Here is a 25,675-nt window from a genome sequence, read left to right as displayed (position 1 = left end):
CACTAATATTATTTATTTTTTAGTGATAGCCTAAATAAAATATTTAATTATTATTTAATTGAGCTTTTAAAATTTCCAATGCTTTATTTAATTGTGTATCTGAAGTAGCATTTTCATCTAAATTTATTTCAATATCAGGTGTGATACCTGTGCCATCTATAGAACGTCCGCTTGGTGTATAGTACTTAGCAATAGTTAATTTTACAGCATCATCTTCAAACATAGGTAAGATTGTTTGCACAGAGCCTTTACCATAAGAAGTATTACCGATTATTGTACCTGCTTTCGTATCTTGAATAGCGCCAGAGAGTATTTCAGATGCACTAGCACTGTTTTTATTGATCAATACAGCAAGAGGATATTCAGGAGCTTCTAAAGATGAAGAATATGTTTCTTTATTTCCTTGTTTATCAACGATAGAAACAATTTCTCCTTTAGGTACAAGTTTTTTAGCAATTTCAACACAAGTTGTTAAAAGTCCACCAGGATTGTTGCGCAAATCTAATACAAGTGCCTTCATACCTTGATTTTTTAAATCATTGTAAGCTTCGTTAAATTCATTGGCAGTGTCTTCAGAGAAAGATACTATTTGAATATAGCCGATATTGTTATCTAACATTTTATGACCGACAGTTTTTAATTTTATATTGTCGCGTGTAATTGTTATATCTTGATTTGCATTATCGCGCATAATGGTTAAAACTACATCGGTACCAGCTTGTCCACGAACATGGGCAGCTACTTCATCAAATGCCATTTGAGTTACTGGTACCCCATCAACGGCTAAAATTTCATCACCTTCTTGAAGACCTGCTTTTTGCCCTGGAGAATTTTCCATGATGCCGACTATATGAATTTTTTGTTCATTATCCATACCCATGACAACACCGATACCAGCAAAAGAGCCTTCTGTTTGTTCCATTAAGGTTTTATACATTTTAGGTGATAGGTAATTGGAATGAGGGTCATTTAAGGATTTTACCATGCCATCAATCGCACCATCAATTAGTTTTACATCATCAGTATCGTTGACATATTTTGTTTCAATGAAGCGATAAGCTGTAATAAAACGCATTAGATTACTAAATCCTTGCTCATTAAAACCGAGAGCATAATAAATTAAACCTAAGGTAGAAATTGAGGAGATAATTGCTATGAGTAATACTGCAATTATAGTTTTTAAAATTTTATTCATAAAATATCACCACTTAGTATTTATAAATAGTCATATGGATTAGTAGGTTCACCATTGACACGAACTTCAAAATGACAATGAGGGCCTGTGGAATTTCCTGTAGAGCCACAATGAGCTATGACATCGCCTTGAGAGATATTTTGACCGACACTTACAGTGAGTGATTGATTATGACCATAAAGTGTAGAAACACCATTTCCATGGTCGATAATGACAGTATTGCCATAACCGCTAATCCAGCCTGAATATGTTACAGTACCAGAGTCAGCAGCATAGATATTCATGCCATAATCACCACCAATATCAATACCGCTATGATAGCGAGCATTGCCATAAATAGGGTGAGTTCGCCAGCCATATTCAGAAGTTATAGGGCCACCTAAAGGCCAAATCATTTGCCCTGTGCCGACATATGCCGAAGAGCCTCGTCTTTGTATCATTAAAGCAATTTGTTCAGATGCATTCATGAGTTCTTTATATGCTTTTTCTGATGTTTCTTTGTCATATTTTATTCTATCTATCATTTTATCAAGAGCGGATTTTTTATCATCAAGAGCAAATTTTTTAGTTTTAGCTTCATCATATAATTTTTCTGTAGCAGTTTTTTCTTTTTCTAATTCTGCTTTAGTTTGTATAATGCTATTGCGTTCTTGATGAATTTTAGTGATTAAATCATAGTCATAGCGCAAAATTCTTTTGATTAAATCCATTCTAGTCAAAAAATCTGAAAAATCCTTTGCACCAAATAAAATATCTAGATAAGAAATTTGTCCATGTATATAGATATCACGTACACGTTTTTGTAAATATTTCTGGTTCTTTTTCAATGATTGTTCAGTATCTGCTAATTGTTTTTCCTTTTGGGCAATCTGTTCATTAGCATTGTCTAATTTGGCTTTTATTTCATTATAAGCTGTATTTGCTTCATCTAGTTCTGCTTGCAAGATACGCATTTTTTCAGAAACCTCGTTTAATTTATCAGTGGCTTCTTGGATTTTATTTTTTTCTTCTTGGGCTTGTTGTTCAATGCGTTCTTGTTTTTCAGAAAGGCTTTCGGCAAAAACAAGAGGTGTATTTGTCATAAAAAAGCATAATAATAAAGATAAAATAAGAAATTTTTTCATTAAAATATGCTCCTTAAACTTTTAGAAATCTTTTTAAAGAAATGGTACTGCCCAAAGCACCAATGATAATTCCTGCAACTAAGATAGCAAGGCTGATATAATCAATGAATGGGTGTTGCGGAATAAGTGGGAAAAATGCCATAGCTTCATAGATTTCTTGAGTAACTTGATTGTAGACTATATAAAGAAAAATAGTAGCTAAACCCCCACCGATAAAGCCAAGACAAATGCCTTCAAGAAGGAAAGGCCAGCGAATAAACCAATCAGTTGCACCAACATATTTCATGATGGCTATTTCTTTTCTGCGAGCAAATACAGTGAGGCGTATTGTATTTGAAATGATAAAAATAGCAGCACCAGTCAATAGGATTATTAAAGCTACACCAATTAAGCGAATTAAGTGAGTCAGATTGAATAAATGATTGATAATATCCTGACTATAGGAAGCAGATTCTACGCTATCGAGAGCAGCTGCTGTATCAGCTATAGTTTTTACTTGCTGAGGAGAAGTAACAGTCAAAGAAAAAGAATCAGGTAGAGGATTCGTATCGTCTAAAGCATCTAATAAAAATTGTTGGTCGCCTAGACGTTCTTTGAAATTTTTCATAGCTTCTTTACGAGTAGTGAATTTAATATCTTGTAATCCTTCTATTTTACTCAAAGTTTCTTTAGTTTCATCGATTTCTTCTTGGGATAAATCATCTTTCAAATATACGCTTATTTGTACTTGTGATTCTAAAGTGTCTGCCATTTTATTTAAATTTAAAATGACGATAGAGAAAAAACCTAAGATAAATAAAGAAAGAACTACGGTAAAAATGGAAGCTAAAGTCATCCAAATGTTGCGTTTAAAAGAGGTATAGACTTCTTTGATAAAATATTCACTTGTACTAAGCTTCATCACTATAACCTCCTTGAGCAACATCGCGAATAATTTGACCGTTTTCAATAGTTAATACACGTCGTTGCATAGTATCTACAATTTCTTTATTATGAGTAGCCATGACGATTGTAGTACCAGCTTTATTAATGCGATAAAATATTTCCATGATGCCCCATGTAGTTTCTGGGTCAAGATTTCCTGTCGGCTCGTCAGCAATGACGATAGCCGGTTGATTGACGATAGCTCTAGCTATAGCTACACGTTGCTGTTCACCACCGGATAGTTGATGAGGAAAACAATTATATTTATCTTTTAAACCTACGACATCTAAAACACTATTTACACTATGTTGTATTAGACGGCGAGGCGCTTCGATAACTCGCATAGCAAAGGCAATATTTTCATAAACCGTTTTATCTGGTAAAAGGCGATAATCTTGGAAAACAATACCTAGACTACGACGTAAATAAGGAATATCTTGTCGTTTCATTTTAGTGATATTATATCCATTGATGATAACTGTTCCAGATGTAGGCAAGGTTTCATGTAAAAGCATGCGCATAAAGGTGGATTTACCAGCTCCACTTGGACCTACGATAAAAACAAATTCCCCTTTATGAATTTCTACATTTATATCATTTAGAGCTAGAGCATTATTTTCATATTTTTTAAATACTTTTTCCATACTAATAATTGGTTTATTAGTCATTACAAAACCCCTTTAATAAAATTTAAGCAATATTACAAAATGCTTCCTGTATTTGTAGCAGGAAGCATTTTTAGTTTAATAATTTGAGTATTAATCAGCAAGTATTTCTGTACCAGTTTCAGTGATTAATACAGTTTTTTCCCATTGTGCAGATAAAGAGCCATCTTTTGTATAGATTGTCCATTCATCTACTGGGTCTAAGACTACATGACGAGCACCCATATTAATCATTGGTTCAACAGTTAAAACCATACCAGGAACGAGAAGCATACCTGTATTTTTTTTACCAAAATGAGCTACGAATGGTTCTTCATGGAACTTTTTACCAACACCATGACCACCTAAATCTTCAACTACAGAATAACCGTGTTTATGTGCATGATGTTCAACAACAGCTCCGATATCACCAACAAAGCCCCATGGTTTAATAGCTTTAATACCGATTTCCATACATTCTTTAGTAACTTCTACTAACTTTCTTGCTTTATCAGAAACATTACCTATCATAAACATACGAGAAGCATCAGCATAATATCCATCAAGAATAGTAGTTACATCTACATTTACAATATCACCATCTTTTAAAACGATATCACGACTAGGAATACCATGACAAACTACATTATTAATAGATACGCAGATACTTTTTGGATAGCCTTCATAATTTAAGCAAGCAGGAATACCGCCATGTTCAACGATATAATTATGTGCTAATAAATTGATAGTTTCTGTATCCATGCCAGCACAAATTTTAGAAGCTATTAAATCAAGAGCACCATTATTTATAATGCCACTTTTGCGAATACCTTCAATATCTTTTTCATTTTTTATAATATTGCGAGGTGGTCTTTTTTGACCTTTGAATGCCTTTAATTTAATGGAATTTAAGTGTTCGTCAAATTGTTTATGGCAGTCTTTATATACTTTATTACTGCCACACCAACATAAATCAGTATCTAACATATTTTTATCTCTCCTATTCTATAGCATATTATAAAGCTTTTTAGTTAATTTGAACAGAATAAAATTAGGTATAAATTATTATCTAGTGATGTATAATAAAATTTATCAAAAATAATCAAAATGGAGTATTTATAAGATGAAAGAAGTAAAACCTATAAATATATTAAAAGCTAAAAATAGAGAAGAATTAAGACTATGGCTAGAAAATAATTATGAAACACAAAAAGAATGTTGGGTGATAGTAAAACGAGGTAAGCCACAAAATGATGATACATTTTGGTATATAGATGCTGTGGAGGAAGCTTTGTGCTTTGGTTGGATAGATAGTACGGTAAAAAAACTTGATAATGGCATAACAATACAAAGATTATCTCCACGAAAAAAAGGCTCTATCTGGTCGGAATTGAATAAAGAACGTTGTCGAAGAATGGAAAAGTTAGGAAAAATGACACAAGCAGGTAAAAAAGTATTACCAGATATGTCGGAAAAGGGATTTAATATAGATATAGATATATTAGAAGCATTGAAAAAAAATGAGATAGTTTGGGAAAATTTCCATAAGTTTCCATCATTATATCAACGTGTACGCATAGATACTATTTAAATAAAAAAGAAAAATCCTCAATTATTTCAAAAAAGATTAGAAAAATTAATTGAAAATACAAAGAAAGGCATTATGTATGGAGATTGGAATGATAATGGAAGATTATTAAATTATTAGGCGAAAATATTGAGATATATAGATAATTAATTAGTATAAATCAATAATGCATAAAATTTGTAAAAATTTTTTAAAATTTTTATAAAAAATAGAAGGAATAGAAATAGTAGTTGTAGAATATATATAATCAAAGATACAGAAAAGGGGATGAATGCATATGGCAACATTCACTATTAGAGGCAAAAACATTGAAATCACTCCAGCACTTCGCGATTATGTAGAAAAGAAAGTAGGAAAAGTAACAAAATACTTCGATAATGTTGGAGAAATTACCGTCCTTCTTACAGTATCAAAAGACCGTCATATTGTAGAAGTTACTGTACCTGTTCAGGGAATTTTATTACGCGGACAGGAAGCAACAATGGATATGTATACATCTATTGATTTAGTTATCGAAAAAATTGAACGTCAGATTCGTAAATATAAAACTAAATTGGAAAAACGTTTCCGTGAAGGTAGTATCAGAACTGAAATGATGACTCCACCTGCAAAACCTGTTGAAGAAGATGAAGCAGTTGTTATTAAAACAAAACGTTTTGTAGTAAAACCTATGGATGTTCAAGAAGCTATTATGCAGATGAATTTATTAAACCATGATTTCTTCGTATATCGTGATGATAAAACTGAAGATGTTAACGTTGTTTACAAACGTAAAGATGGTAAATATGGTTTAATTGAGTCTGGTGTATAATATATTTTAGGTAGACAATAATACATTGAGATAAAATCGGGCTAAGTTAATTAGCTCGATTTTTTTTTATAAATAAGTAAATAAAATAATGACTATCTTTGACTTATTAAGCATTGTTTGATAAAATTTGATGTAGTTTTATTTGTATATAATTTTTACATCTATAATATTTTAGTTTGTAGATAGTAAATTATCTTAGATTTTTTAGGATAAATAGATTTAGATGTTTTAGTTATACTACATTAAAATATGATTTTGTTAGGGGTTGAGATTTTTGTTCGGCTTTATTAAAAGATTTTTAGGCGATAATAATGAAAGTGAAATTCGCCGTATGTGCGGTATTGTAGAAAAAATAAACGCTTTAGAACCGCAAATGAAACAGCTGAGCGATGGCTCATTATATGGAAAAACAAGTGATTTTAAAGACCGTATAGCAAATGGTGAATCTTTAGATAGTATTTTGCCAGAAGCTTTCGCAACTGTTCGTGAAGCTTCTAGACGTGTGCTTGGTATGCGTCATTTTGATGTACAGATGATTGGTGGTATTTGCCTACATGAAGGTAAAATCGCTGAAATGCGTACAGGTGAAGGTAAAACATTAGTAGCTACATTAGCTGTATATTTAAATGCATTAACTGGTAAAGGCGTGCATATGATTACAGTTAATGATTACTTGGCAAAACGTGATAGCGAATGGATGGGTAGATTATATCGTTCTTTAGGATTAACAGTTGGTTTAATCACTCATGATATGGATTTCCCTTCTCGTAAATTTGCTTATAATTGTGATATTACTTTCGGTACAAATAATGAATTTGGTTTTGACTATTTAAGAGATAATATGGTTGTATCTAAAGAACAGATGGTACAACGTGAATTAAATTATGCTATCATCGATGAAGTAGATAGTATTTTAATTGATGAAGCTAGAACACCACTTATTATTTCTGGTCCTGGTGCAAAATCTACTGATATGTATGCTATCATGGCAAAAGCTGTAGCAAATTTAAAAGAAGGAGAAGATTATGTTTTAAATGAAAAAGAAAAAACAGTTTCTCCTAATGATTCTGCTGTAGCAAAAGTAGAAAAAGCATTAAATATTAAAAACTTATATGATAGTGCTAATATAGAAATGTCTCATTGCTTTACACAAGCACTTCGCGCTAAAGCAATGATGAAACGCGACCGCGATTATGTTGTTCGTGATGGTGAAATTGTCATTGTCGATGAATTTACAGGTCGTTTGATGTTTGGTAGACGTTATTCTGAAGGTTTACATCAAGCTATTGAAGCTAAAGAAGGTGTAAAAATTCAGCGTGAATCTCAAACTTTAGCAACAATCACTTTCCAGAATTATTTCCGTATGTATGAAAAATTAGCTGGTATGACAGGTACAGCAAAAACAGAGGAAAATGAATTCTTAAAGATTTATAAATTACCAGTAATTGTAGTACCTACAAATAAACCTATTAAACGTATTGATTATCCTGATGTTATTTATAAAACTAAAAAAGCTAAAATGAAAGCAGTAATCAATACAATAAAAGAATGTCATGCTAAAGGTCAGCCAGTCTTAGTAGGTACAACTTCTATCGTTCAGTCTGAAGAAGTAAGTGCACAATTGAAAAGACAAGGTATCGACCATAAAGTATTAAATGCTAAATATCATGAAATGGAAGCTGAAATCATTAAAGACGCAGGTCAAAAAGGTGCTGTAACTATTGCCACTAATATGGCTGGTCGTGGTACAGATATCAGCTTAGGTGAAGGCGTAGCAGAAGTTGGCGGTCTTTATGTAATTGGTACAGAACGTCATGAATCTCGTCGTATTGATAATCAGTTACGTGGTCGTGCTGGTCGTCAAGGTGACCCAGGTGCATCACGTTTCTTCTTATCCTTAGAAGATGATTTAATGCGTCTATTTGGTTCTGATAATATCGCCAATATCATGGAAAAACTTGGCATGGGTGAAGATGATCCAATTGAACATAAATTAGTTACTCGTTCCATTGAACAGGCACAGAAAAAAGTTGAAGCACGTAACTTCGATATTCGTAAACATGTCATTGAATATGATGATGTCATGAATCAACAGCGTGAAGTTATTTATGACCAACGTCGTAAGATTTTACTTGGTGAAAATCTCTATGAAAATATCATTGAAATGGTTAAACGTATAATTGACAGTCAGATGGATAGATATGCTAATGAAAAACTTTATCCAGAAGAATGGACATTAGATGGTTTAATCCAAGAAGCAGAAGATATTTATGCACCAAAAGGAACTCTAGTAAAAGAACAATTAGAAGCGATGAGTCGTGATGAATTAAAAGAAACTTTATATAAAGTAGCTAAAGATAATTATGATAATCGTGAAAAATTATTCGGCAGTGAAGTAATGCGTGATTTAGAACGCATCATTATGCTTAAAGTTGTAGATAATAAATGGATGGAACATTTAGATCATATGGATATGCTTCGCGAAGGTATTAGCTTGCGTGCTTATGGTCAAAGAAATCCATTAGTTGAATATAAAATTGAAGGTCATGATATGTTCCAAGCAATGATCGATAATATTCAAGAAGATATTGCAAAATTGATGTATCGTGTAAATGTTGTTCGTGAACAACCACAGCCAGAAGACCGTTTGAAAAATGCAACTGTAAATCATGGTGAAAGTATTTCTAAATCTCCACAGGCAAAAAGCAATAATATAGGTAGAAATGACCTTTGTCCTTGTGGTAGCGGTAAAAAATATAAAAACTGTTGTGGCAAAAATAAATAATTAATATATAATGATAAGGAAAAGCTCTATTTTTATTCAATTTAATAGAGCTTTTGCCTATAAATAATTTTATTTATTTTAGTTAAAAATAAAAAAGGAAGTGAAATGATGCTAGAAGATTTACACACTACGATTGTAGCGATAGAAAAAAAGCTCACTGAAATGGGGGATTCACTTTGACATCGCTCGCAAAGAAGAAAAAATTGCTGAGCTAGAATATAAAATGGGTGAACCTACTTTTTGGGACGATCCAGACCAAGCCCAAAAAATCACTCAAGAATTAAATGGTGTTAAAGCTGGTGTAGACAAATATAAAAACATTCTCCATAAATTTGAAGAAATGCAGATTTTATGGGAAATGGGCATGGAAGATAAAGATGAAACTGTTTGCGATGATGTAGAAGCAGAGATTAAAGAAATCAATGAGGCTATAGAACAGTTAGAATTAGAGTTATTATTATCAGGAAAATATGATGCTAATAATGCAATTTTGACTCTACATGCAGGTGCTGGCGGAACAGAAGCGCAAGACTGGACACAGATGTTATTACGCATGTATGGACGTTGGGCAGAACGCAATGGCTTTAGCGTAGAAACAGCAGATTTATTACCAGGTGATGAAGCTGGGGTAAAATCTGTTACTTTATTGATTAAAGGTCATAATGCTTATGGCTATTTAAAATCAGAAAAAGGCGTTCATCGTTTAGTTAGAATTTCTCCATTTGATGCTAACTCCCGTAGACATACATCTTTCTCTGCTTGTGATGTTATGCCAGAAATTGATGATGATGTAGAAGTGGATATCAATATGGCTGATGTACGTGTAGATACTTATCGTGCAAGTGGTGCTGGTGGACAGCATATCAATAAAACTGACTCTGCTGTACGTATGACACATATTCCAACAGGTGTTGTAGCACAATGTCAAAGTGAACGTTCTCAGTTACAAAACCGTGAACAATGTTTGCGTTTACTTCGTGCTAGACTTTTTGAACTTGAAATGGAAAAGAAAGAAAAAGAACTTGCAGCACTTGAAGGTGACCAGCAAAAAATTGAATGGGGTAGCCAGATTCGCTCTTATGTATTCCACCCATATAACTTAGTAAAAGACCATAGAACAAATACAGAAACAAGTGATACACAAGGCGTAATGGACGGAGATATCAATAAATTTATTGAATCTTATCTACATGCAAAAGCTAATCATATAATTTAAAATACGAGGTATCTTGAATTTGCGAAAATTATTAATTGGTTTAATCCTTGTAGTTGTAATAGCATTAGCAGGTGCAACTTATATATTACCAACATATATAAGTAATCAAATATCTGGACGTATAGAAAGAAGTTTGCAAACTGATTCTGTTAGTGCCAATATAGAAACATCACCTAGCTTTATGATGCTATTTGGTCAAGTAGATAATATAGATATTGAAGCTACAAATATAAAATTAGATAAAGTAAATTTAAATGAGTTATCTTTAAAGGGTGAAAATATAGAGATTAGCGTACAAGATTTATTATTAGCTCGTAGATTGGTGATAAACTCAGCTGATAATTTAACAATAACAGGTCTAATCGATGAAAATAATTTAGCCCAATTATTAGCAAAAGAAGTAGATAAAATTTCTGATATAGCAGTAAAAATTACACCTGATAATGTTGAAGCTACAGGAAAAATTTCTTTCTTAGGGCAAGAAGCAACTATCAATGTAAAAGGTATTATTGTAGTGGAAGGGAAAAATTTACTTTTCCGCATTACAGATGCTAATACAGAAAACAGATTGTTTGGTAAAATTGGTATAAGTTTCACCAAAGATATATTCTTAGTTTCAACAGATAAATTACCATTAGAAGGTGCAAAATTTACTAGAGTAGAACAGCAAAATGGTCAAGTACTTATTGAGGCAGGCATCAATAAGTAATAAGTAAGGTGGAATAGAGATTGACAAAGTTTAAATATAATCGTTTGTTGATTGTTTGTATAATAATTGGCCTAATAGCTGCTATTGGTGTAAATATTCAACGTAATAGTGTAGAAAAAGCAAATATGACAGTGGATTTAGCCATTGATTATGAAGATATGGTTAAATTGGCTCAATTAGAAGGAATACCAGTAGAGGAAGTATTATCTCAAGCAAAACAGGCAGGCATTTCTTCACTTGCTGTATATGAAACTACATTTGAAAAATTGAATAAAAATGGCAAAGCTATGGCTATTGCAGGTAGTTCTGTACTAGAAAATTATTATAGTGGAACTTTAAGTGATCCTGCATGGCGTACTTTAGTTCAGAAAGGTACTATAAAAGCTGACGAAGTATATGTTGTAGGACATGATAAGCAAACATATACAGAAGTAAAAGAAGATTTATTTAGACGTTTAGGCAAAGAGAGAGTAAATGTTCTAGATTTAGGAAATCAAGAAATATTAGCAGTAAAAGCTAATTATACAGAGTTATTAAAAATGAATTTAGGTATGCCAACTGATGAAATGAAGGCTGTTAATGATGCAGGTTTTTATGTGTTGGCTAGACCTAGTAACTATAAGAATGTAACAGATGATGATATCAATGCAGTTTTTGACCGTTTAAAAGATTATAAGATATCAGAAATAGTATTTTCTGGTTCTGAAACATTAGGTGGTTTGCATAATACTGAGCGTACTATTGAGTTGATGAAAGAAAGAGATATCACTCTTGGTATGATTGAACATGTTACACAATTGCAATTTTATCCACAAGATGGTTTATATGATATTGCTAGAGGTTTAGATTATAAAGTCGCTAGATTATATACTATACCAAAAGATGAACAGCCAAAATTGAAAATGGATGTAGCTGTTGAACGTTGGGCAAATACTGATGAAGAACGTAATATACGTATAGATTTAATGCGTATTTATGAAAAACCTGAAGGTGATATGTCCTTATTAGCTACAAATATGAAATATATTTCAGATACAAAAGCAAAACTTGAATCTAAAGGTTTCACTATTGGGCCTGCTAGTCATTTTGAGCCATTTTTTGGCAATACAATTTTGCAAGTTATAATGCTTTTAGGTATTTGTAGTGCTTGTGTATTGTATATTTCTTTGGTTTACCCAAGTTTATCAAATAAAAAACAGTATATTTTATTAGCAATTTGCTTTGTAATAACAGCTGTTCCAGTATTGATAGGAAAGGGCTCTACAATTCGCATAATGGCTGCTTTAGCTGCGGCAAATGTTTTCCCTGCTATTGGTATGATAAGTCAATTAGATGTAATTCGTAGAAATCGTCTAATTGGTAAATTAAAATTTGGTCCATTATTATTAAAAGCAGTGAAAGCTATTGTTTGTGCAAGTGTTGTTTCTATGATGGGGGCAATGTTCTTATCTGGTATTTTATCTGATGTAGAATTCTTCTTGGAAATGAGTATCTTCCGTGGTATCAAGTTAACATTTGTATTGCCAATTATTTTAGTGGCTATAGCCTTTATGCAACGTTTTGATATATTCGGTGATAATTTATTAACACCACCAGCTTTTAAAGAACAGGCTAAACGTATATTGAATATGACTGTATCTGTAAAAGCTTTAGTAGGATTTTTGATAGCTATGATTGTAGCTGTTATCTTTATCGGTCGTTCTGGTCATACAGCTGGCGTTCCTGTTCCTGGCATAGAATTGAAAATAAGAGCTTTCTTAGAACAAGCATTTTATGCAAGACCTCGTTCAAAAGAAATTTTTATTGGTCATCCAGCGTTTATAATAATGATCATGGCATGGTATCGTAAGTGGCCAGCAGCTATCTTCTTTATTTTATCTATAGTAGCGACTATTGGACAAGGTTCTATGGTAGAAACTTTTGCACATATGCGTACGCCGGTATTTATGTCATTAATGAGAGGTTTTGATGGTGCTTTATGGGGTGCTGTCATAGGCTGTGTTGTCATGGGTGCATTGTATTTATGGCAATATATTGCATCTTCAACAGATAGGAGTAAGTCTTTGAATGAATAATATTGTAATTTCTGGGTATTATGGTTCTAAAAATGCAGGCGATGAAGCTATGCTATCTGCAATGTTAGAAGTATTCTCAGAGCTTAATCCAAAACTTCATATTACAGTTATTTCATCAGACCCAGAATATACAAGAAAACGCCATAGTGTTGATGCAGTTAATTGGTTAAATGTAGTAGATATTTTGAAAGTGTTGAAAAAGGCGGATTTACTTATAAGTGGTGGCGGTAGCTTATTACAAAATGTAACTAGCGGTCGAAGCTTATATTATTATATGGGTGTATTATTTTTAGCTAAATTAGTTCATACACCAATAATGTTATATGCTCAAGGTATTGGCCCTATTTATGGTAAATTCGCAAGACGCTTGATGAGATGGTTTGGCAATCATAGTGCTTTGATTACAGTTCGCGATAAAGATTCATTAAAAGAATTGGATATGCTTAAGATTGTAAAACCACCAATAAAAGCTACAGCAGACCCAGTGTTAGCAATAAATGCAGTAGATAAAAAAAGTGGGCGAGAGATTTTTAAGAAAGCACATATTTCACTCACTAAGCCGATAATTGGTATATCTGTGCGTGAATGGCGTGAATGGCAACATTATAAAGACGTCTTAGCAGAAGTGGCTGATGAAGCAGTAACGAAATTAAATGCTCAGATTGTTTTTATGCCAATGCAATATCCAGAAGATGTAAAGGCTGCTAAAAAAATTGTAGCTAAAATGAAACAGCCGGCATGTATCTTGAAAGAAGATTTTACAACAAGGGAATTAATGTCATTAGTAGGAAATATGGATTTAATGATTGGCATTCGCCTTCATGCATTGATTTTTGCAGGTGTGATGGGCACACCAATGATAGGTATATCATATGATCCTAAAATTGATAGATTTTTAAAATCCATTGATGAAGATGTTGTAGGCGATTTAGAAAATGTAACAGTGGAAGCTTTGATGCAAGAAATTAATGCTAAATGGAATAATAAAGAAATATATCGCAATCAGAATTTGAAGCGAATGGCTAAATTGCGTAGTTTAGCAAGGTCAAATGCGGAAATGGCTTTAGAATTTATAGATAAAAATAAATAATAAAAAATGACTCCTAGTTATAATTACTAGGAGTCATTTTTTTATTTAAAGAGATTTTTTAAAGTCTTAAAGAAGCTTTCTTGTTCTGGATTTGCTTTATCATTTTTAATACCAGCAAATTCACGAAGAAGTTCTTTTTGTCTGTCGGTAAGTTTTTGTGGAGTTAAAACTTTAATGCGAACATGTTGATCGCCACGACCAGCACCGCGAAGGAATGGGATACCTTTTCCTTTTAAGCGCATTATTGTACCAGACTGAATACCAGCTGGTATTTTCATTTCTACTTTACCATCAAGAGTTGGTACTTCTATAGTATCGCCTAAGGAAGCTTGTACAAAAGTGATAGGAACTTCGCAGATGATTTCAGTGCCTTCACGTTTGAAGAATTTATGGTCTTTTACTGTGATATATACATATAAATCACCAGTAGATCCGCCACGAACACCTGCTTCACCTTCGCCAGCTACGCGGATACGGTTTCCAGTATCTACGCCAGCAGGGATTTTAACTTCAACTTTAGAGCGAACAGATTTAACACCTTTACCATTACAATCTTTACATGGTGTTTTAACGATTTCACCTGTACCACTGCAACGGGAACAAGTACGCTGATTTACCATGCGACCAAATGGTGTATTTTGAGTGAATTGTGCTTGACCTGTACCATGGCAATCAGGGCAAGTTTCAGGATGGGTACCAGCAGCAGCACCTGTACCATTACAGCTAGAACATTTTTCTGTACGAGGAATATTGAGTTCTACTGTTTTACCAAATGCAGCTTCTTCAAAGGAAATAGATAAATTATAGCGTAAATCAGAACCACGTTCTGGGCCACGACGGCGAGCAGAACCGCCAGCACCACCGCCACCAAAGAACATGTCAAAGATATCGCCAAAACCTTCTCCACCAAAGCCACCTTGACCAAAACCGCCGAAACCGCCAAAGCCACCGCCAGCTCCACCAGTACCATCAAAAGCTGCATGACCAAATTGGTCATATTGAGCTTTTTTCTGTGGATTGGATAAAACTTCATAAGCTTCATTTACTTCTTTGAATTTTTCTTCGGCTTCTTTAGGATTATCACGATTGAGGTCAGGGTGATATTTTCGAGCCATTTTTTTGTAGGCTTTTTTTATTTCTGCTTCTGTAGCATTTTTATTTACGCCTAAGACTTCATAATAATCGCGTTTTGTACTCACTTTGCACCACCTAAACCTAAATAAAGATTTTATGCTTAATTGACATAACTCCAGCTAAGGATTAACTGGAGTTATGTGCATCGAATTTCTTATATTAATTAAACTTAAATTATTTATCAGTTACATCTTTAAAATCAGCGTCAACAACATTGTCATCATCTTTTGTCTGAGTCTGTTGCTGTGCATTAGCACCTGCTCCGCCAGCTTGTTGTTGAGCTTGCTGAGCCTGCTGATATGCAGCTGCGCTTAATTCATAAAGAGGTTTTTGTAATTCTTCCATAGCTTTTTTGATTGCTTCGATATCTGTACCTTTGAGAGCATTTTTAACGCCTTCAATGCCATCTTTTACTTTAGCTACAGTATTAGCATCAGCTTTATCGCCTAAATCTTTGATTACTTTTTCAGCTTGGAATACTAAAGAATCAGCATTATTTCTAGTTTCTACTTCTTCTTTACGTTTTTTATCTTCAGCTTCATGAGCTTGAGCTTCTTTAACCATGCGGTCGATATCTTCTTTGCTCATACCGCTATCAGATTGAATAGTGATATTTTGTTCTTTACCAGTACCGAGGTCTTTTGCAGATACATGAACGATACCGTTAGCATCAATATCGAATTTAACTTCGATCTGAGGAACTCCTCTTGGAGCTGGTGGAATGTCTGTTAAATCGAAACGACCGAGAGTTTTGTTATCTGCTGCCATTTCACGTTCACCTTGAAGAACATGAATGCTAACTGCAGGCTGATTATCAGCAGCTGTAGAGAATACTTGGCTCTTAGAAGTAGGAATAGTAGTATTTCTTTCAATGATTTTTGTGCAAATACCACCTAATGTTTCAATACCTAAGGAAAGTGGAGTTACATCAAGAAGTAATACGTCTTTAACTTCACCAGCTAAGATACCAGCTTGAATAGCTGCACCTACTGCAACGCATTCATCAGGGTTTACACCATGATTTGGTTCTTTACCAAGATATTTTCTAATAGCTTCTTGAACAGCAGGGATACGGCTAGAACCACCAACTAAGATGATTTTATCGATTTCAGAAACGGATAAACCAGCATCAGCCATAGCTTTACGAGTTGGTTCGATTGTAGCTTCAACAAGATCTGCTGTTAATTCATCAAATTTTGCACGAGTAAGAGTTAAATCTAAGTGTTTTGGACCTGTTGCATCAGCAGTGATGAATGGTAAGTTGATATTTGTAGAAGTCATGCTGGAAAGTTCGATTTTTGCTTTTTCAGCAGCTTCGATAAGACGTTGAGCACTCATTTTATCTTGAGATAAGTCAATGCCGTTGGATTTTTTGAATTCTTCTACCATCCAATTCATTACTGCATGGTCAAAGTCATCGCCACCTAAATGAGTATTACCATTAGTGGATTTTACTTCAAATACGCCATCACCAAGTTCGAGGATAGATACATCGAATGTACCGCCACCTAAGTCGAATACTAAGATTGTACCATCTTCGCCTTTATCAAGACCATAAGCAAGAGCAGCAGCAGTTGGTTCGTTTACGATACGAAGAACATCAAGACCTGCGATTTTACCAGCATCTTTAGTTGCTTGACGTTGGCTATCGTTGAAGTAAGCAGGAACAGTGATAACTGCTTGAGTTACTTTTTCGCCAAGATATTTTTCTGCATCAGCTTTTAATTTTTGAAGAACCATAGCAGAAATTTCTGGTGGAGTATAAGATTTACCATCAATATTTACTTTATAATTAACTTCGCCCATATGACGTTTGATTGAAGCGATTGTTCTATCTGGATTGGAAACGGCTTGACGTTTTGCAAGTTGACCTACAAGACGTTCACCATCTTTTGTGAAACCTACAACTGAAGGAGTAAGTCTGCTACCTTCTGGGTTTGTAATAACTGTAGGTTCGCCACCTTCCATAACAGCGACTACAGAGTTAGTAGTACCTAAGTCAATACCAATTACTTTGGACATTATAAATTCCTCCTAAAAACATCTATATATAAATATAAGTGTTATGCAATTTAATAAAATATTTTATATTAATTATAGTTAATTAAATGATTAATTAGCTACAACTTTTACCATACTTGGGCGAATTACTCGACCTTGTACCATATAACCTTTTTGGAATTCTTCTTCGATGGTATCATCTTCTTTTTCAGGGTCTTGAACGCGCATTACAGCTTGATGGAAATTAGGATCAAATTTTTCACCAGCAGCTTTAATAACTTCAAGACCATTTTTCTTCAAAGATTCCATTAATTGGTTGTAAACCATGGAAATTCCATCATGAAGAGGAGTCCCAGCAGCTCCTTCAACAGCTAAAGCACGTTCAAAATTATCAATGATAGGTAATAAATCTTTAATTAATCCTTGAAGGACTACACTAGATAATTCTTCACGTTCTTTTTCATTGCGACGACGGAAGTTTGCAAAATCAGCTTGCAATCTTTTATAGTGGTCTTCGCTTTGCTGTAATAATTCTTTTTGAGCTTCAAGTTCTTTTTTTATTGTATCAAAAGTTGCTTCATCATTTTCTACAGCAGTCTCATTAGTAGTTTCTTCTACTGTTTCTTTAACTTCGTTATCAGAAGTAATTTCAGTCTGCATAGTTTCTTTAGTTTCTTCTGGAGTAGCCATGAATCAACCACCTTCTTAGTTAATAATAAATAGTTTAATCTTTATAGATTACAAATGAAATCTATGGAAAATATCAGCAAGATTAGCATTCATAAATTTTAATAAAGAAATTATTTTGCCATAATCCATACGTGTTGGACCTAAAACAGCTAATGTGGCAATTGGTTTACCATCTAAATGATATGTGGCACTGATAATACTACAGTCTTTAATATCATTATATTTGTTTTCTTGACCAATGGTAACAGCTAAACTTTCATCTTTTTGTGCATGCAAAATATCATATAAAAGTTGTTTTTCTTCAAACATAGATAATAATTTTTTTACTTTATCTATATTATGAAATTCAGGCTGTTCCATTAATTCTCTTGCACCACCTAGATAAAGTCGTTCTTGCTTATCTTTGGCTAATGCTTCATCTATAATATTAATGATAGCATTGAAAACTGTGGAATTAACAGTTTCACCACGAATTTTACGAATTGATGCCATACTAATATCTGATAGACGCTTACCTTTGAGATAATGATTAAAGATACTAGCGATATTATCAAAATCCTCAAAAGAAACACCACTTGGAATATCGATAATTTTGTTATCAATAAAACCAGCATCTGTCATGATGACAGCTATTACTTGATGTTCATTAAGTGGTAAAAATCGCAAATACTGAAAAGCTGTTTGCGTTAATTGTGGAGCTAAAACTAAAGATACATTTTTTGTCAGTTGAGAGATTATACGTGAAGTTTCACGGAAAATTTCTTCAACAGAACGTACTTTAGTAGCATACCAATTATTGATAAGAGATATCTCATTCTCCGACATTTGTTCTAATGTTAATAAGTCATCAACATAAAAACGATAACCTTTTGATGAGGGGATACGCCCAGATGAGGTATGGAGATGCTTGATATAACCAAGTGTCTCTAAATCTGCCATTTCATTACGAATTGTCGCAGGGCTAATTCCCAAACTATATTTCTTAGCAATTGTTCGGGAGCCTATTGGCTCTGCAGTAGATATATAGTCATCTACAATGGCTCGGAGAATGCGTTGCTTTCTTTCATCTAGCATTTCTTTCACCCCTATTGTTAGCACTCTATAATAGTGAGTGCTAACTTCTAATTAAGAATGTATCACTATTTAGACAAAATGTCAATGTCTTTTGTTTAATTAAATAAAAAATTTCTTAAGTATAATAAAAACAGTTGAAATTAGTTTAGTTATTATATAGAAACTAAACTAAATGATAAAAATTATTGATTATAGGTTGAGGTTTTTAATAAAATAGTGTAAAATATAGATTATGAGCGTAATAAAAAAATAAAAATAGAAAGCCGAATCCAGCTCAGGAGCGGGAGAACCAATTTTTTGGGGTGAATCTAATTTATTTTGGTAGAATTTACTGAAATTTTAGATGGATAGTCTTTCCTTCTCTGTCCTAACCCGTCAGCTAACCTCGTAGGCGATTTTGAGAGGAGTCTTTTTTTTGAGTAAAGTTGTCCGTGTTTTAGTTTTATCTTTGTGTTTGATCTGTATGAGTGCTATTGCTAGCGCATCTTCTTTCCGTTTAGGAGACCAAGGTGCAGAAATCGCTGAAATTCAAGCAGCATTGGCAAGTCAGGGTTATGATGTAACAGCAGATGGAGATTTCGGTCCAGCTACACAAGCTGCAGTGGCAGCATTCCAATCAGCTAATGGTTTGGATAATGATGGTTTAGTTGGCGCTATGACATATCAAGCATTGATGGGACGTAACATGCCTGTAGTAAGCCGTAGTTCTAATTACATTGCAAAACGTATCATTAATTCATCTTTGAATTATATTGGCGTGCCATATGTATTTGGTGGTACAACTCCAAGCGGTTTTGATTGTTCTGGTTTTACGCGTTATGTTTTTGCTACAGCTGGTATTTCTCTTCCACGTACAGCAGATGTACAATTTGAAATAGGTACACCAGTATCTTATGATAACCTTATGCCTGGTGATTTAGTATTTTTCTCTACTTATACTTATGGAGCATCTCATGTAGGTATCTATATGGGTGATGGTAATTTTATTAATGCTTCCTCTAGCCGTGGAGTAGTTGTCGATTCTTTAAGTAGTTCTTATTGGGCATCTTGCTATATTGGAGCACGTAGAGTTTTATAATTACATAAATTAAATTAAACATAATTTAATTTAATACAAAGGAGACGATAGGTCTCCTTTTTTCTTTATAAAAATAAATAAAAGCATAAATTAAAGAAAGTGAAGTGAAAAATAATGTCTTTTTTGAATAATTGTAGACAATTTACTAATTTATCCGCTATGAAAGCTAATTTTTTACAAAGAATTAATACAGTATTACCTTTAGTTTCTGATTTGGTGCATGCGCATGTAGCTATGTATACATTTTCCAAAAAAGAAAATTATTTCACTGTTGTTTCTGAATTTGAACCACATACTACGTATAATCCTATAAAACAATCATTGATAGGAAAGGAAATTCCTAAAGTACAAGAACCTTTAATTGATAAAACTATTAAATTTAAATCAAAATATGAAGGTCAAAGAGAATTGGATTTTGGTAAATTTTATCAAATGTATACTATACCGATTGTCGTTGATTATGAAGTAATAGCTGTTATTTGTTTTGAGATAAATTATGAAGATACACAAACAAGAGGTTTTACTCGTCTTTTGAAAACTGCCTTTATTATTTTGGAAAATGCGCCTAAAAAAGCAGATAATAAAATGTATAGAGCAATTTCTTCTCGTGATGGGATTATCATTACAGATAAAAATGAACGCATTATTTTTGCTAATATGGTAGCGTCAAGAATATATCACGTTTTAGGTGTTAGTAATTTGTTGGGTTGTCATCTTTTTGATAGACAGTTGACTTTGCATATTAGAAAGGAAACTATTTTGCCTAGATGTCCTTATGAAAAAGAAATTGAAGTGGGCAATTTAGTATTGATTAGAAGAGACATTCCAATCAATGAAGCAGGTAATTTATTGACACGTATAGTGATTTTATCTGATGTTACTGAAATTAGAAAAAAGGATAAAGAATTAAAAATAAAATCAGCAGTGATACAAGAAATTCATCATCGCGTAAAAAATAATTTGCAAACTATTGCTAGTTTACTTAGATTACAAGCTAGACGCTCAAATTCAATGGAAGTAAAAGAGGCTTTAAAGGAAAGTGTAAATCGTATTTTAAGTATATCAGTTGTGCATGAATTTTTATCACAACAAGGTGATGAAAATATAGACGTAATGGAAGTAACAAAAAATATTTTGCAATTAATCCAGCAAAATATGTTAGATAGTCATTTTAAATTGGAGACAGAATTCATTGGAGAGACAATAATTTTACCATCAAAACAAGCTAGTAATTTAGCTTTGATCATAAATGAATTGATTTTAAATTCAATTGAGCATGGATTTTTAGGCAGAAATTATGGTAAAATTGGTCTTAAAATAAGTCAAAGTGATGAAGCCTATATAATAGAATTGTATGACAATGGTAATGGTTTACCAGAGAATTTTTCTGATTTACCAACAAAATCTTTAGGACTTCAAATTGTGAGAACCTTAATTGAAGGAGATATGAATGGTTCTTTTGACTTATATAATGATAATGGGGTTCATGCCAAGATAGCTATTCCCTATAAATTTTTAATGGAGAGTGAAGTTGATGTCTAAGTTAAAAATTGTGATTGCTGATAATGAATCAATCATTCGTATGGATTTGAAAGAAATGTTAGAAGAAGCTGGGCATGAAGTCGTTGGAGAATGTTTTAATGGATTAAAAGCTATAGAATTAACGCAGCGATTAAAGCCTGATTTAGTGATTATGGATATAAAAATGCCAGAAATGGATGGGATTACAGCTGCAAAGAGAATTTCTGACCAAAAATTAGCTCCTGTTATTTTGCTTACAGCTTTTAGCCAAAAAGACATTGTAGAAAAAGCTAAGAATTCAGGTGTTTTAGCTTATTTGGTAAAACCAATAAAGCCAAGTAATTTGTTTCCAGCAATAGAAATTGCACTATCTAGATTTAATGAAATTAAACAATTAGAAAGTGAATTAGATGATATAAAAAATTCACTAGAAATGAGAAAATTATTAGATAGAGCAAAAGGTATTTTGATGGATGCTTATAATTTATCTGAAAGTGAAGCTTATCGTAGAATACAAAAATATAGTATGGCAAAACGAAAAACAATAAAAGAAGTTGCACAATCAATTATTCGCGCAGCTACAAAATGATAAATAAAAAGGGCATTAACTTTTATAAGATAATGCCCTTCTTTATTATTTATACTATTTATGATAATTATGTTTTAAAAGTTAAATGTCATCATTGACTTTATTTTTTATTTTGCTCAATAAATCCATTAGTATTTTTTGTTCTTCTACATTGACAGCTTCTAATACTCGGCGACAATTTTGAGCGATAACTTCAAACCATTCATTATATTGTTCAATCGCCAATGGTGTGAGATAAATATATTTTTCGCGTTTATCTTCACCACTTTGACGCATGATAAGATTTTTTTTCATCAGCTGACGAATTGTTTTAGAGATTGCAGCAGGTTCAATATTTAAATAGTTAGCAAGTGCTGTCTGTGTCATAGTGCCTTGATCGTGAATTGTTTTTAAAATAGTCCATTCAGAACCATAGATATTTGTACTGTATAATGCACGGTTTACACTTTTTGACATAGCACGTGTTGTTTGATATAGTTGATGAACCAATTCGTCTGTCTGTTGAATTGTTTCTAGAGAAATTTCGATGATAATCCCCTCCTTATATACTGTTATAACAAATAATAGATATTTTTACAATGAGAATTAATGAAGAAATTAACGATAATTTTGTTATATTTATAATTTTTAGGGGAAAAAGTACGTTATAGGAGGTATATTTATGCTTTATTTAGTCAAGATTTTTTATGCTTTTATAATTCCACCGGGAGGAATTATATCACTTCTGATTTTATTTAATATTTATTTATATTGGAAAAAGATTAAAGGTAAATATATTTTAAGCGTGATTACTTTATTGTTTTATTTGTTATCTACAAATTTTATAGCTTATCATTTAGTTAAGCCATTGGAGAATTTTTATCAAAATAAAAGTATTGAACAGTTAAAACAAGATAAAAATGATGTGATAATTATGTTAGGTGGTGGTGCGATAAATGTAGCAGATATTGATGGCGAAGGGCAAGTTTCAGGATATGTAGCTAATCGCATGATTACAGTTATGAGATTGCAAAAAGAATTGGATATTCCTATTATTTTATCTGGTGGAAAGGTGTTTGAAGATACAGGACGAGAAGCTGATATTGAAAAACGTATATTTGAAGGTATGGGCGTAAATTCGCAAGCTTTGATATTAGAAAATCAGAGTAGAAATACAGTGGAAAATGTGCAAAATAGCAAGGTTATAATGGAAGAATATAATTTTACTAAGCCATTAGTTATCACATCAGGTTTTCATTTGCCAAGAGCAATGGAAATATTTGCACGTGAAGGAATTGAAGCTACGCCATATGTAGCAGATTATCAAATGAGTGATGAGTTAGTCTTTAGTATTTTTAATTTCTTACCTAATAATGGTAGTTTAAATACATCTTGTATGGCTATTCGTGAATATCTAGGTATTTTGGCTTTAAAATTAAAAATGCAATGAGTTTTAATATAAATATAATTAGATTAAAGAGAATATAAAATGATGATTAATGAAATATTACAAGAAAAATTAAAATTATTGCCTACAAAATCAGGCGTTTATTTGATGAAAAATAAGCAAAAACAGATTATATATGTAGGTAAAGCGATTAATTTAAAAAATCGTGTGCGACAATATTTTCAATCGAGTAGAAATCATTCAGCAAAAACAATTGCTATGGTGTCGCATATAGAAGATTTTGAAACAATAGTTACGGATAACGAATTAGAAGCATTGATTTTAGAATGTAATTTGATAAAAAAACATCATCCTAAATATAATATTATGCTTCGTGATGATAAGACTTATCCCTATTTAAAGATTACTTTAAATGAAAAATATCCAAGAATAGTAACTACCCGTCGCCTTATCAAAGATGGCTCAAGATATTTTGGCCCATATACAAGTTCTACAGCAATGAAGGAAACTTTAAATTTATTGCGTAAATTATTCCCTTTGCGAACTTGCAAGCATTTAGCAGATAGACCTTGTTTAGAATATCATATAAAAAGATGTTTAGCTCCTTGTGCTAATTATATTGATGAAGATACTTATAAAGATATGGTAGATGGCGTATGTTTATTCTTAGAAGGTAAAAGTGAAGTTGTAGAGCAGAATTTAGCGAAAAAAATGCAGATGGCAGCACAGAATTTAGATTTTGAGAAAGCTGCTAGATTGAGAGACCAATTATTAGCTGTGCGCAAGATAATGGAAAAACAAAAGATATTATTAGATGATGGTGATATAGATGCTATCGGTATTGCTAGAGCTAATTATGGAATTTGTATAGAGATATTTTTTATTCGCAATGGTAAAATGTTAGGTCGCAATCAATTTTTATTAAATGATGAAGATGATGATGAAAAAAATTTGATAACAGCCTTTTTGAAGCAATATTATAATGACGCGGTGGACATTCCTAAAGAAATATTGATACCAGAAGAGATAGCAGAAATAGAATTATTGCAAGAATGGCTTTGGGCAGAAAAGAAGAAAAAGACCAAAATTTTATTGCCTAAACGTGGTGTGAAAAAAGATATTTTGATGATGGCAAAAGAAAATGCAGAAAAATATTTATTAGAGCAAGAGCAAAAATTAAAAGATATGAAGGCTCGTAGTTTAGGTGCTGTCTATGATTTACAAAAATATTTAAATTTACCAAAGCCACCGATGCGTATGGAATGTTTTGATATATCACATATTCAAGGTTCAGAAACAGTAGCTTCTATGGTAGTATTTCAAGATGGCAAGCCAGATAAAAATTCTTATCGCAGATTTAAGATAAATTCTACTGAAGGAAAACCAGATGATTTTATGTCGATGAGGGAAGTAACTACTCGCAGATATGTAGGCGTTGATAAAAATGATTTACCAGATTTGATAATCATTGATGGCGGTAAAGGTCAATTGAGCTCGGCTTTGGAAATTATTCGTGGAGCAGGTCATTATAGCGTCCCTGTAGTAGGGCTTGCTAAGCAATTTGAATATATTTTTACAGAACAATCATCAGAGCCTGTTATTTTGCCACGACAATCAGATGCTTTATATTTAGTGCAAAGTATAAGAGATGAAGCTCATCGCTTTGCTATTACTTATCATCGTAAACTTAGAACAAAACGCAATAAAATATCTATATTAGATAATATCTCTGGAATTGGTGCTAAGCGAAGAAAAAGTTTATTTGACCATTTTGAAACGATACAAAATATAAAAAATGCTTCAGTTGATGAATTGATGGCGGTACCAGGAATTAGCGAGCAAATAGCAAAATCTATATATAATTTTTTCCGCACACATGAGTTAGTGAGCAGTAAATTAAAATAAATTTACAACTACACATTTAATTTACAAGTTTACAATAAATAATCATTGACAAATATGAATTTTATTGTTATAGTAATAGACAGATAAAAACAGTGAAGAGGAAAAGTAGATTTATGAAGCTTGCAGAGAGCTATG

General features: G+C 32.6%; 22 protein-coding genes, 1 riboswitch and 1 other annotated feature (1 of these 24 running past the window's edge). Of the genes, 12 read left to right on the top strand and 10 right to left on the bottom strand.

The window, feature by feature from the left end:
* Window positions 1–43 precede the first annotated feature (43 nt).
* The 5 genes from F553_RS0103010 to F553_RS0102990 all read right to left on the bottom strand — a co-directional run bounded on the left by F553_RS0103010 (window position 44) and on the right by F553_RS0102990 (window position 4,874).
* Window positions 44–1,195 (bottom strand): S41 family peptidase, encoded by a 1,152-nt coding sequence (locus F553_RS0103010; protein WP_018998940.1) that lies wholly within the window; start codon window positions 1,193–1,195, stop codon window positions 44–46.
* 20 nt (window positions 1,196–1,215) lie between these two features.
* Complete coding sequence (locus F553_RS0103005; protein ID WP_018998939.1) at window positions 1,216–2,319, bottom strand: murein hydrolase activator EnvC family protein; 1,104 nt, start codon at window positions 2,317–2,319, stop codon at window positions 1,216–1,218.
* 13 nt (window positions 2,320–2,332) lie between these two features.
* The gene (gene ftsX / locus F553_RS0103000; protein ID WP_018998938.1) at window positions 2,333–3,220 is read right to left on the bottom strand and encodes a permease-like cell division protein FtsX; all 888 of its coding nucleotides are present in this window, start codon (window positions 3,218–3,220) and stop codon (window positions 2,333–2,335) included.
* Window positions 3,210–3,896, bottom strand: coding sequence for a cell division ATP-binding protein FtsE (gene ftsE, locus F553_RS0102995; protein WP_026296907.1), 687 nt, complete (start codon window positions 3,894–3,896; stop codon window positions 3,210–3,212). Before ftsE ends, ftsX begins: the two co-directional genes overlap by 11 nt.
* Before the next feature lie 105 nt (window positions 3,897–4,001).
* Window positions 4,002–4,874 carry a methionyl aminopeptidase gene (locus F553_RS0102990; RefSeq protein WP_018998936.1) on the bottom strand — a complete coding sequence of 291 codons (873 nt, stop codon included), beginning with the start codon at window positions 4,872–4,874 and terminating at the stop codon, window positions 4,002–4,004.
* A 136-nt stretch (window positions 4,875–5,010) separates the two neighbouring features.
* Between F553_RS0102990 and F553_RS12065 the strand changes: the two genes are divergently transcribed.
* From F553_RS12065 to csaB, 7 genes are all read left to right on the top strand, one after another.
* Window positions 5,011–5,478: a YdeI/OmpD-associated family protein gene (locus tag F553_RS12065; RefSeq protein ID WP_018998935.1), complete on the top strand. Its 468-nt coding sequence runs from the start codon at window positions 5,011–5,013 to the stop codon at window positions 5,476–5,478.
* A 274-nt stretch (window positions 5,479–5,752) separates the two neighbouring features.
* Window positions 5,753–6,286 carry a ribosome hibernation-promoting factor, HPF/YfiA family gene (hpf, locus tag F553_RS0102980; protein ID WP_018998934.1) on the top strand — a complete coding sequence of 178 codons (534 nt, stop codon included), beginning with the start codon at window positions 5,753–5,755 and terminating at the stop codon, window positions 6,284–6,286.
* Between the two features lie 274 nt (window positions 6,287–6,560).
* Window positions 6,561–9,071 (top strand): preprotein translocase subunit SecA, encoded by a 2,511-nt coding sequence (gene secA / locus F553_RS0102975; protein WP_018998933.1) that lies wholly within the window; start codon window positions 6,561–6,563, stop codon window positions 9,069–9,071.
* Between the two features lie 108 nt (window positions 9,072–9,179).
* A protein-coding gene (prfB, locus tag F553_RS0102970; protein WP_177159371.1) for a peptide chain release factor 2 occupies window positions 9,180–10,287 on the top strand; the annotation gives its coding sequence in 2 pieces (ribosomal slippage) (window positions 9,180–9,248 and window positions 9,250–10,287; 1,107 coding nt in all).
* Between the two features lie 19 nt (window positions 10,288–10,306).
* Window positions 10,307–10,996: an LmeA family phospholipid-binding protein gene (locus tag F553_RS0102965; protein ID WP_018998932.1), complete on the top strand. Its 690-nt coding sequence runs from the start codon at window positions 10,307–10,309 to the stop codon at window positions 10,994–10,996.
* A gap of 20 nt (window positions 10,997–11,016) precedes the next feature.
* Window positions 11,017–13,071, top strand: a complete 2,055-nt coding sequence (locus F553_RS0102960; RefSeq protein ID WP_018998931.1) for a DUF5693 family protein — start codon at window positions 11,017–11,019, stop codon at window positions 13,069–13,071.
* The gene (gene csaB, locus F553_RS0102955) at window positions 13,064–14,161 is read left to right on the top strand and encodes a polysaccharide pyruvyl transferase CsaB (protein ID WP_018998930.1); all 1,098 of its coding nucleotides are present in this window, start codon (window positions 13,064–13,066) and stop codon (window positions 14,159–14,161) included. The genes F553_RS0102960 and csaB overlap by 8 nt, the downstream gene beginning before the upstream one ends.
* A gap of 41 nt (window positions 14,162–14,202) precedes the next feature.
* On the opposite strand, the gene dnaJ is transcribed toward csaB, so the two are convergent.
* The 4 genes from dnaJ to hrcA all read right to left on the bottom strand — a co-directional run bounded on the left by dnaJ (window position 14,203) and on the right by hrcA (window position 19,060).
* Complete coding sequence (gene dnaJ, locus F553_RS0102950; RefSeq protein ID WP_018998929.1) at window positions 14,203–15,360, bottom strand: molecular chaperone DnaJ; 1,158 nt, start codon at window positions 15,358–15,360, stop codon at window positions 14,203–14,205.
* Between the two features lie 109 nt (window positions 15,361–15,469).
* The gene (gene dnaK, locus F553_RS0102945; RefSeq protein WP_018998928.1) at window positions 15,470–17,317 is read right to left on the bottom strand and encodes a molecular chaperone DnaK; all 1,848 of its coding nucleotides are present in this window, start codon (window positions 17,315–17,317) and stop codon (window positions 15,470–15,472) included.
* A 90-nt stretch (window positions 17,318–17,407) separates the two neighbouring features.
* Window positions 17,408–17,986: a nucleotide exchange factor GrpE gene (gene grpE / locus F553_RS0102940; protein ID WP_018998927.1), complete on the bottom strand. Its 579-nt coding sequence runs from the start codon at window positions 17,984–17,986 to the stop codon at window positions 17,408–17,410.
* 48 nt (window positions 17,987–18,034) lie between these two features.
* Window positions 18,035–19,060: a heat-inducible transcriptional repressor HrcA gene (gene hrcA, locus F553_RS0102935; RefSeq protein WP_018998926.1), complete on the bottom strand. Its 1,026-nt coding sequence runs from the start codon at window positions 19,058–19,060 to the stop codon at window positions 18,035–18,037.
* Window positions 19,061–19,311: 251 nt separating this feature from the next.
* A riboswitch (cyclic di-AMP (ydaO/yuaA leader) is annotated at window positions 19,312–19,469 on the top strand.
* Between the two features lie 6 nt (window positions 19,470–19,475).
* Between hrcA and F553_RS0102930 the strand changes: the two genes are divergently transcribed.
* From F553_RS0102930 to F553_RS0102920, 3 genes are all read left to right on the top strand, one after another.
* Window positions 19,476–20,138, top strand: a complete 663-nt coding sequence (locus F553_RS0102930; RefSeq protein WP_018998925.1) for a C40 family peptidase — start codon at window positions 19,476–19,478, stop codon at window positions 20,136–20,138.
* A 114-nt stretch (window positions 20,139–20,252) separates the two neighbouring features.
* On the top strand, window positions 20,253–21,680 hold the full coding sequence (locus tag F553_RS0102925; RefSeq protein WP_018998924.1) for a histidine kinase N-terminal domain-containing protein: 1,428 nt from the start codon (window positions 20,253–20,255) through the stop codon (window positions 21,678–21,680).
* Window positions 21,673–22,248, top strand: a complete 576-nt coding sequence (locus F553_RS0102920; protein ID WP_008538287.1) for an ANTAR domain-containing response regulator — start codon at window positions 21,673–21,675, stop codon at window positions 22,246–22,248. Before F553_RS0102925 ends, F553_RS0102920 begins: the two co-directional genes overlap by 8 nt.
* An 81-nt stretch (window positions 22,249–22,329) precedes the next feature.
* Here F553_RS0102920 and F553_RS0102915 read toward each other — a convergent pair whose 3' ends face one another.
* Window positions 22,330–22,704: a MarR family winged helix-turn-helix transcriptional regulator gene (locus F553_RS0102915; RefSeq protein WP_051081841.1), complete on the bottom strand. Its 375-nt coding sequence runs from the start codon at window positions 22,702–22,704 to the stop codon at window positions 22,330–22,332.
* A 205-nt stretch (window positions 22,705–22,909) separates the two neighbouring features.
* Here F553_RS0102915 and F553_RS0102910 point away from each other — a divergent pair, with 205 nt between their 5' ends.
* Both F553_RS0102910 and uvrC read left to right on the top strand, forming a co-directional pair.
* Entirely contained in the window at window positions 22,910–23,677 is a 768-nt protein-coding gene (locus F553_RS0102910; RefSeq protein WP_018998922.1) for a YdcF family protein, read from the top strand.
* Between the two features lie 45 nt (window positions 23,678–23,722).
* On the top strand, window positions 23,723–25,540 hold the full coding sequence (gene uvrC / locus F553_RS0102905; protein ID WP_026296904.1) for an excinuclease ABC subunit UvrC: 1,818 nt from the start codon (window positions 23,723–23,725) through the stop codon (window positions 25,538–25,540).
* A gap of 83 nt (window positions 25,541–25,623) precedes the next feature.
* Window positions 25,624–25,675, top strand: a binding site (T-box leader); it runs 199 nt beyond the window's last position.

It is taken from the genome of Megamonas rupellensis DSM 19944, from assembly GCF_000378365.1.
GTDB lineage: Bacteria > Bacillota > Negativicutes > Selenomonadales > Selenomonadaceae > Megamonas > Megamonas funiformis.
This window is presented reverse-complemented; position numbering and strand designations above follow the sequence as displayed.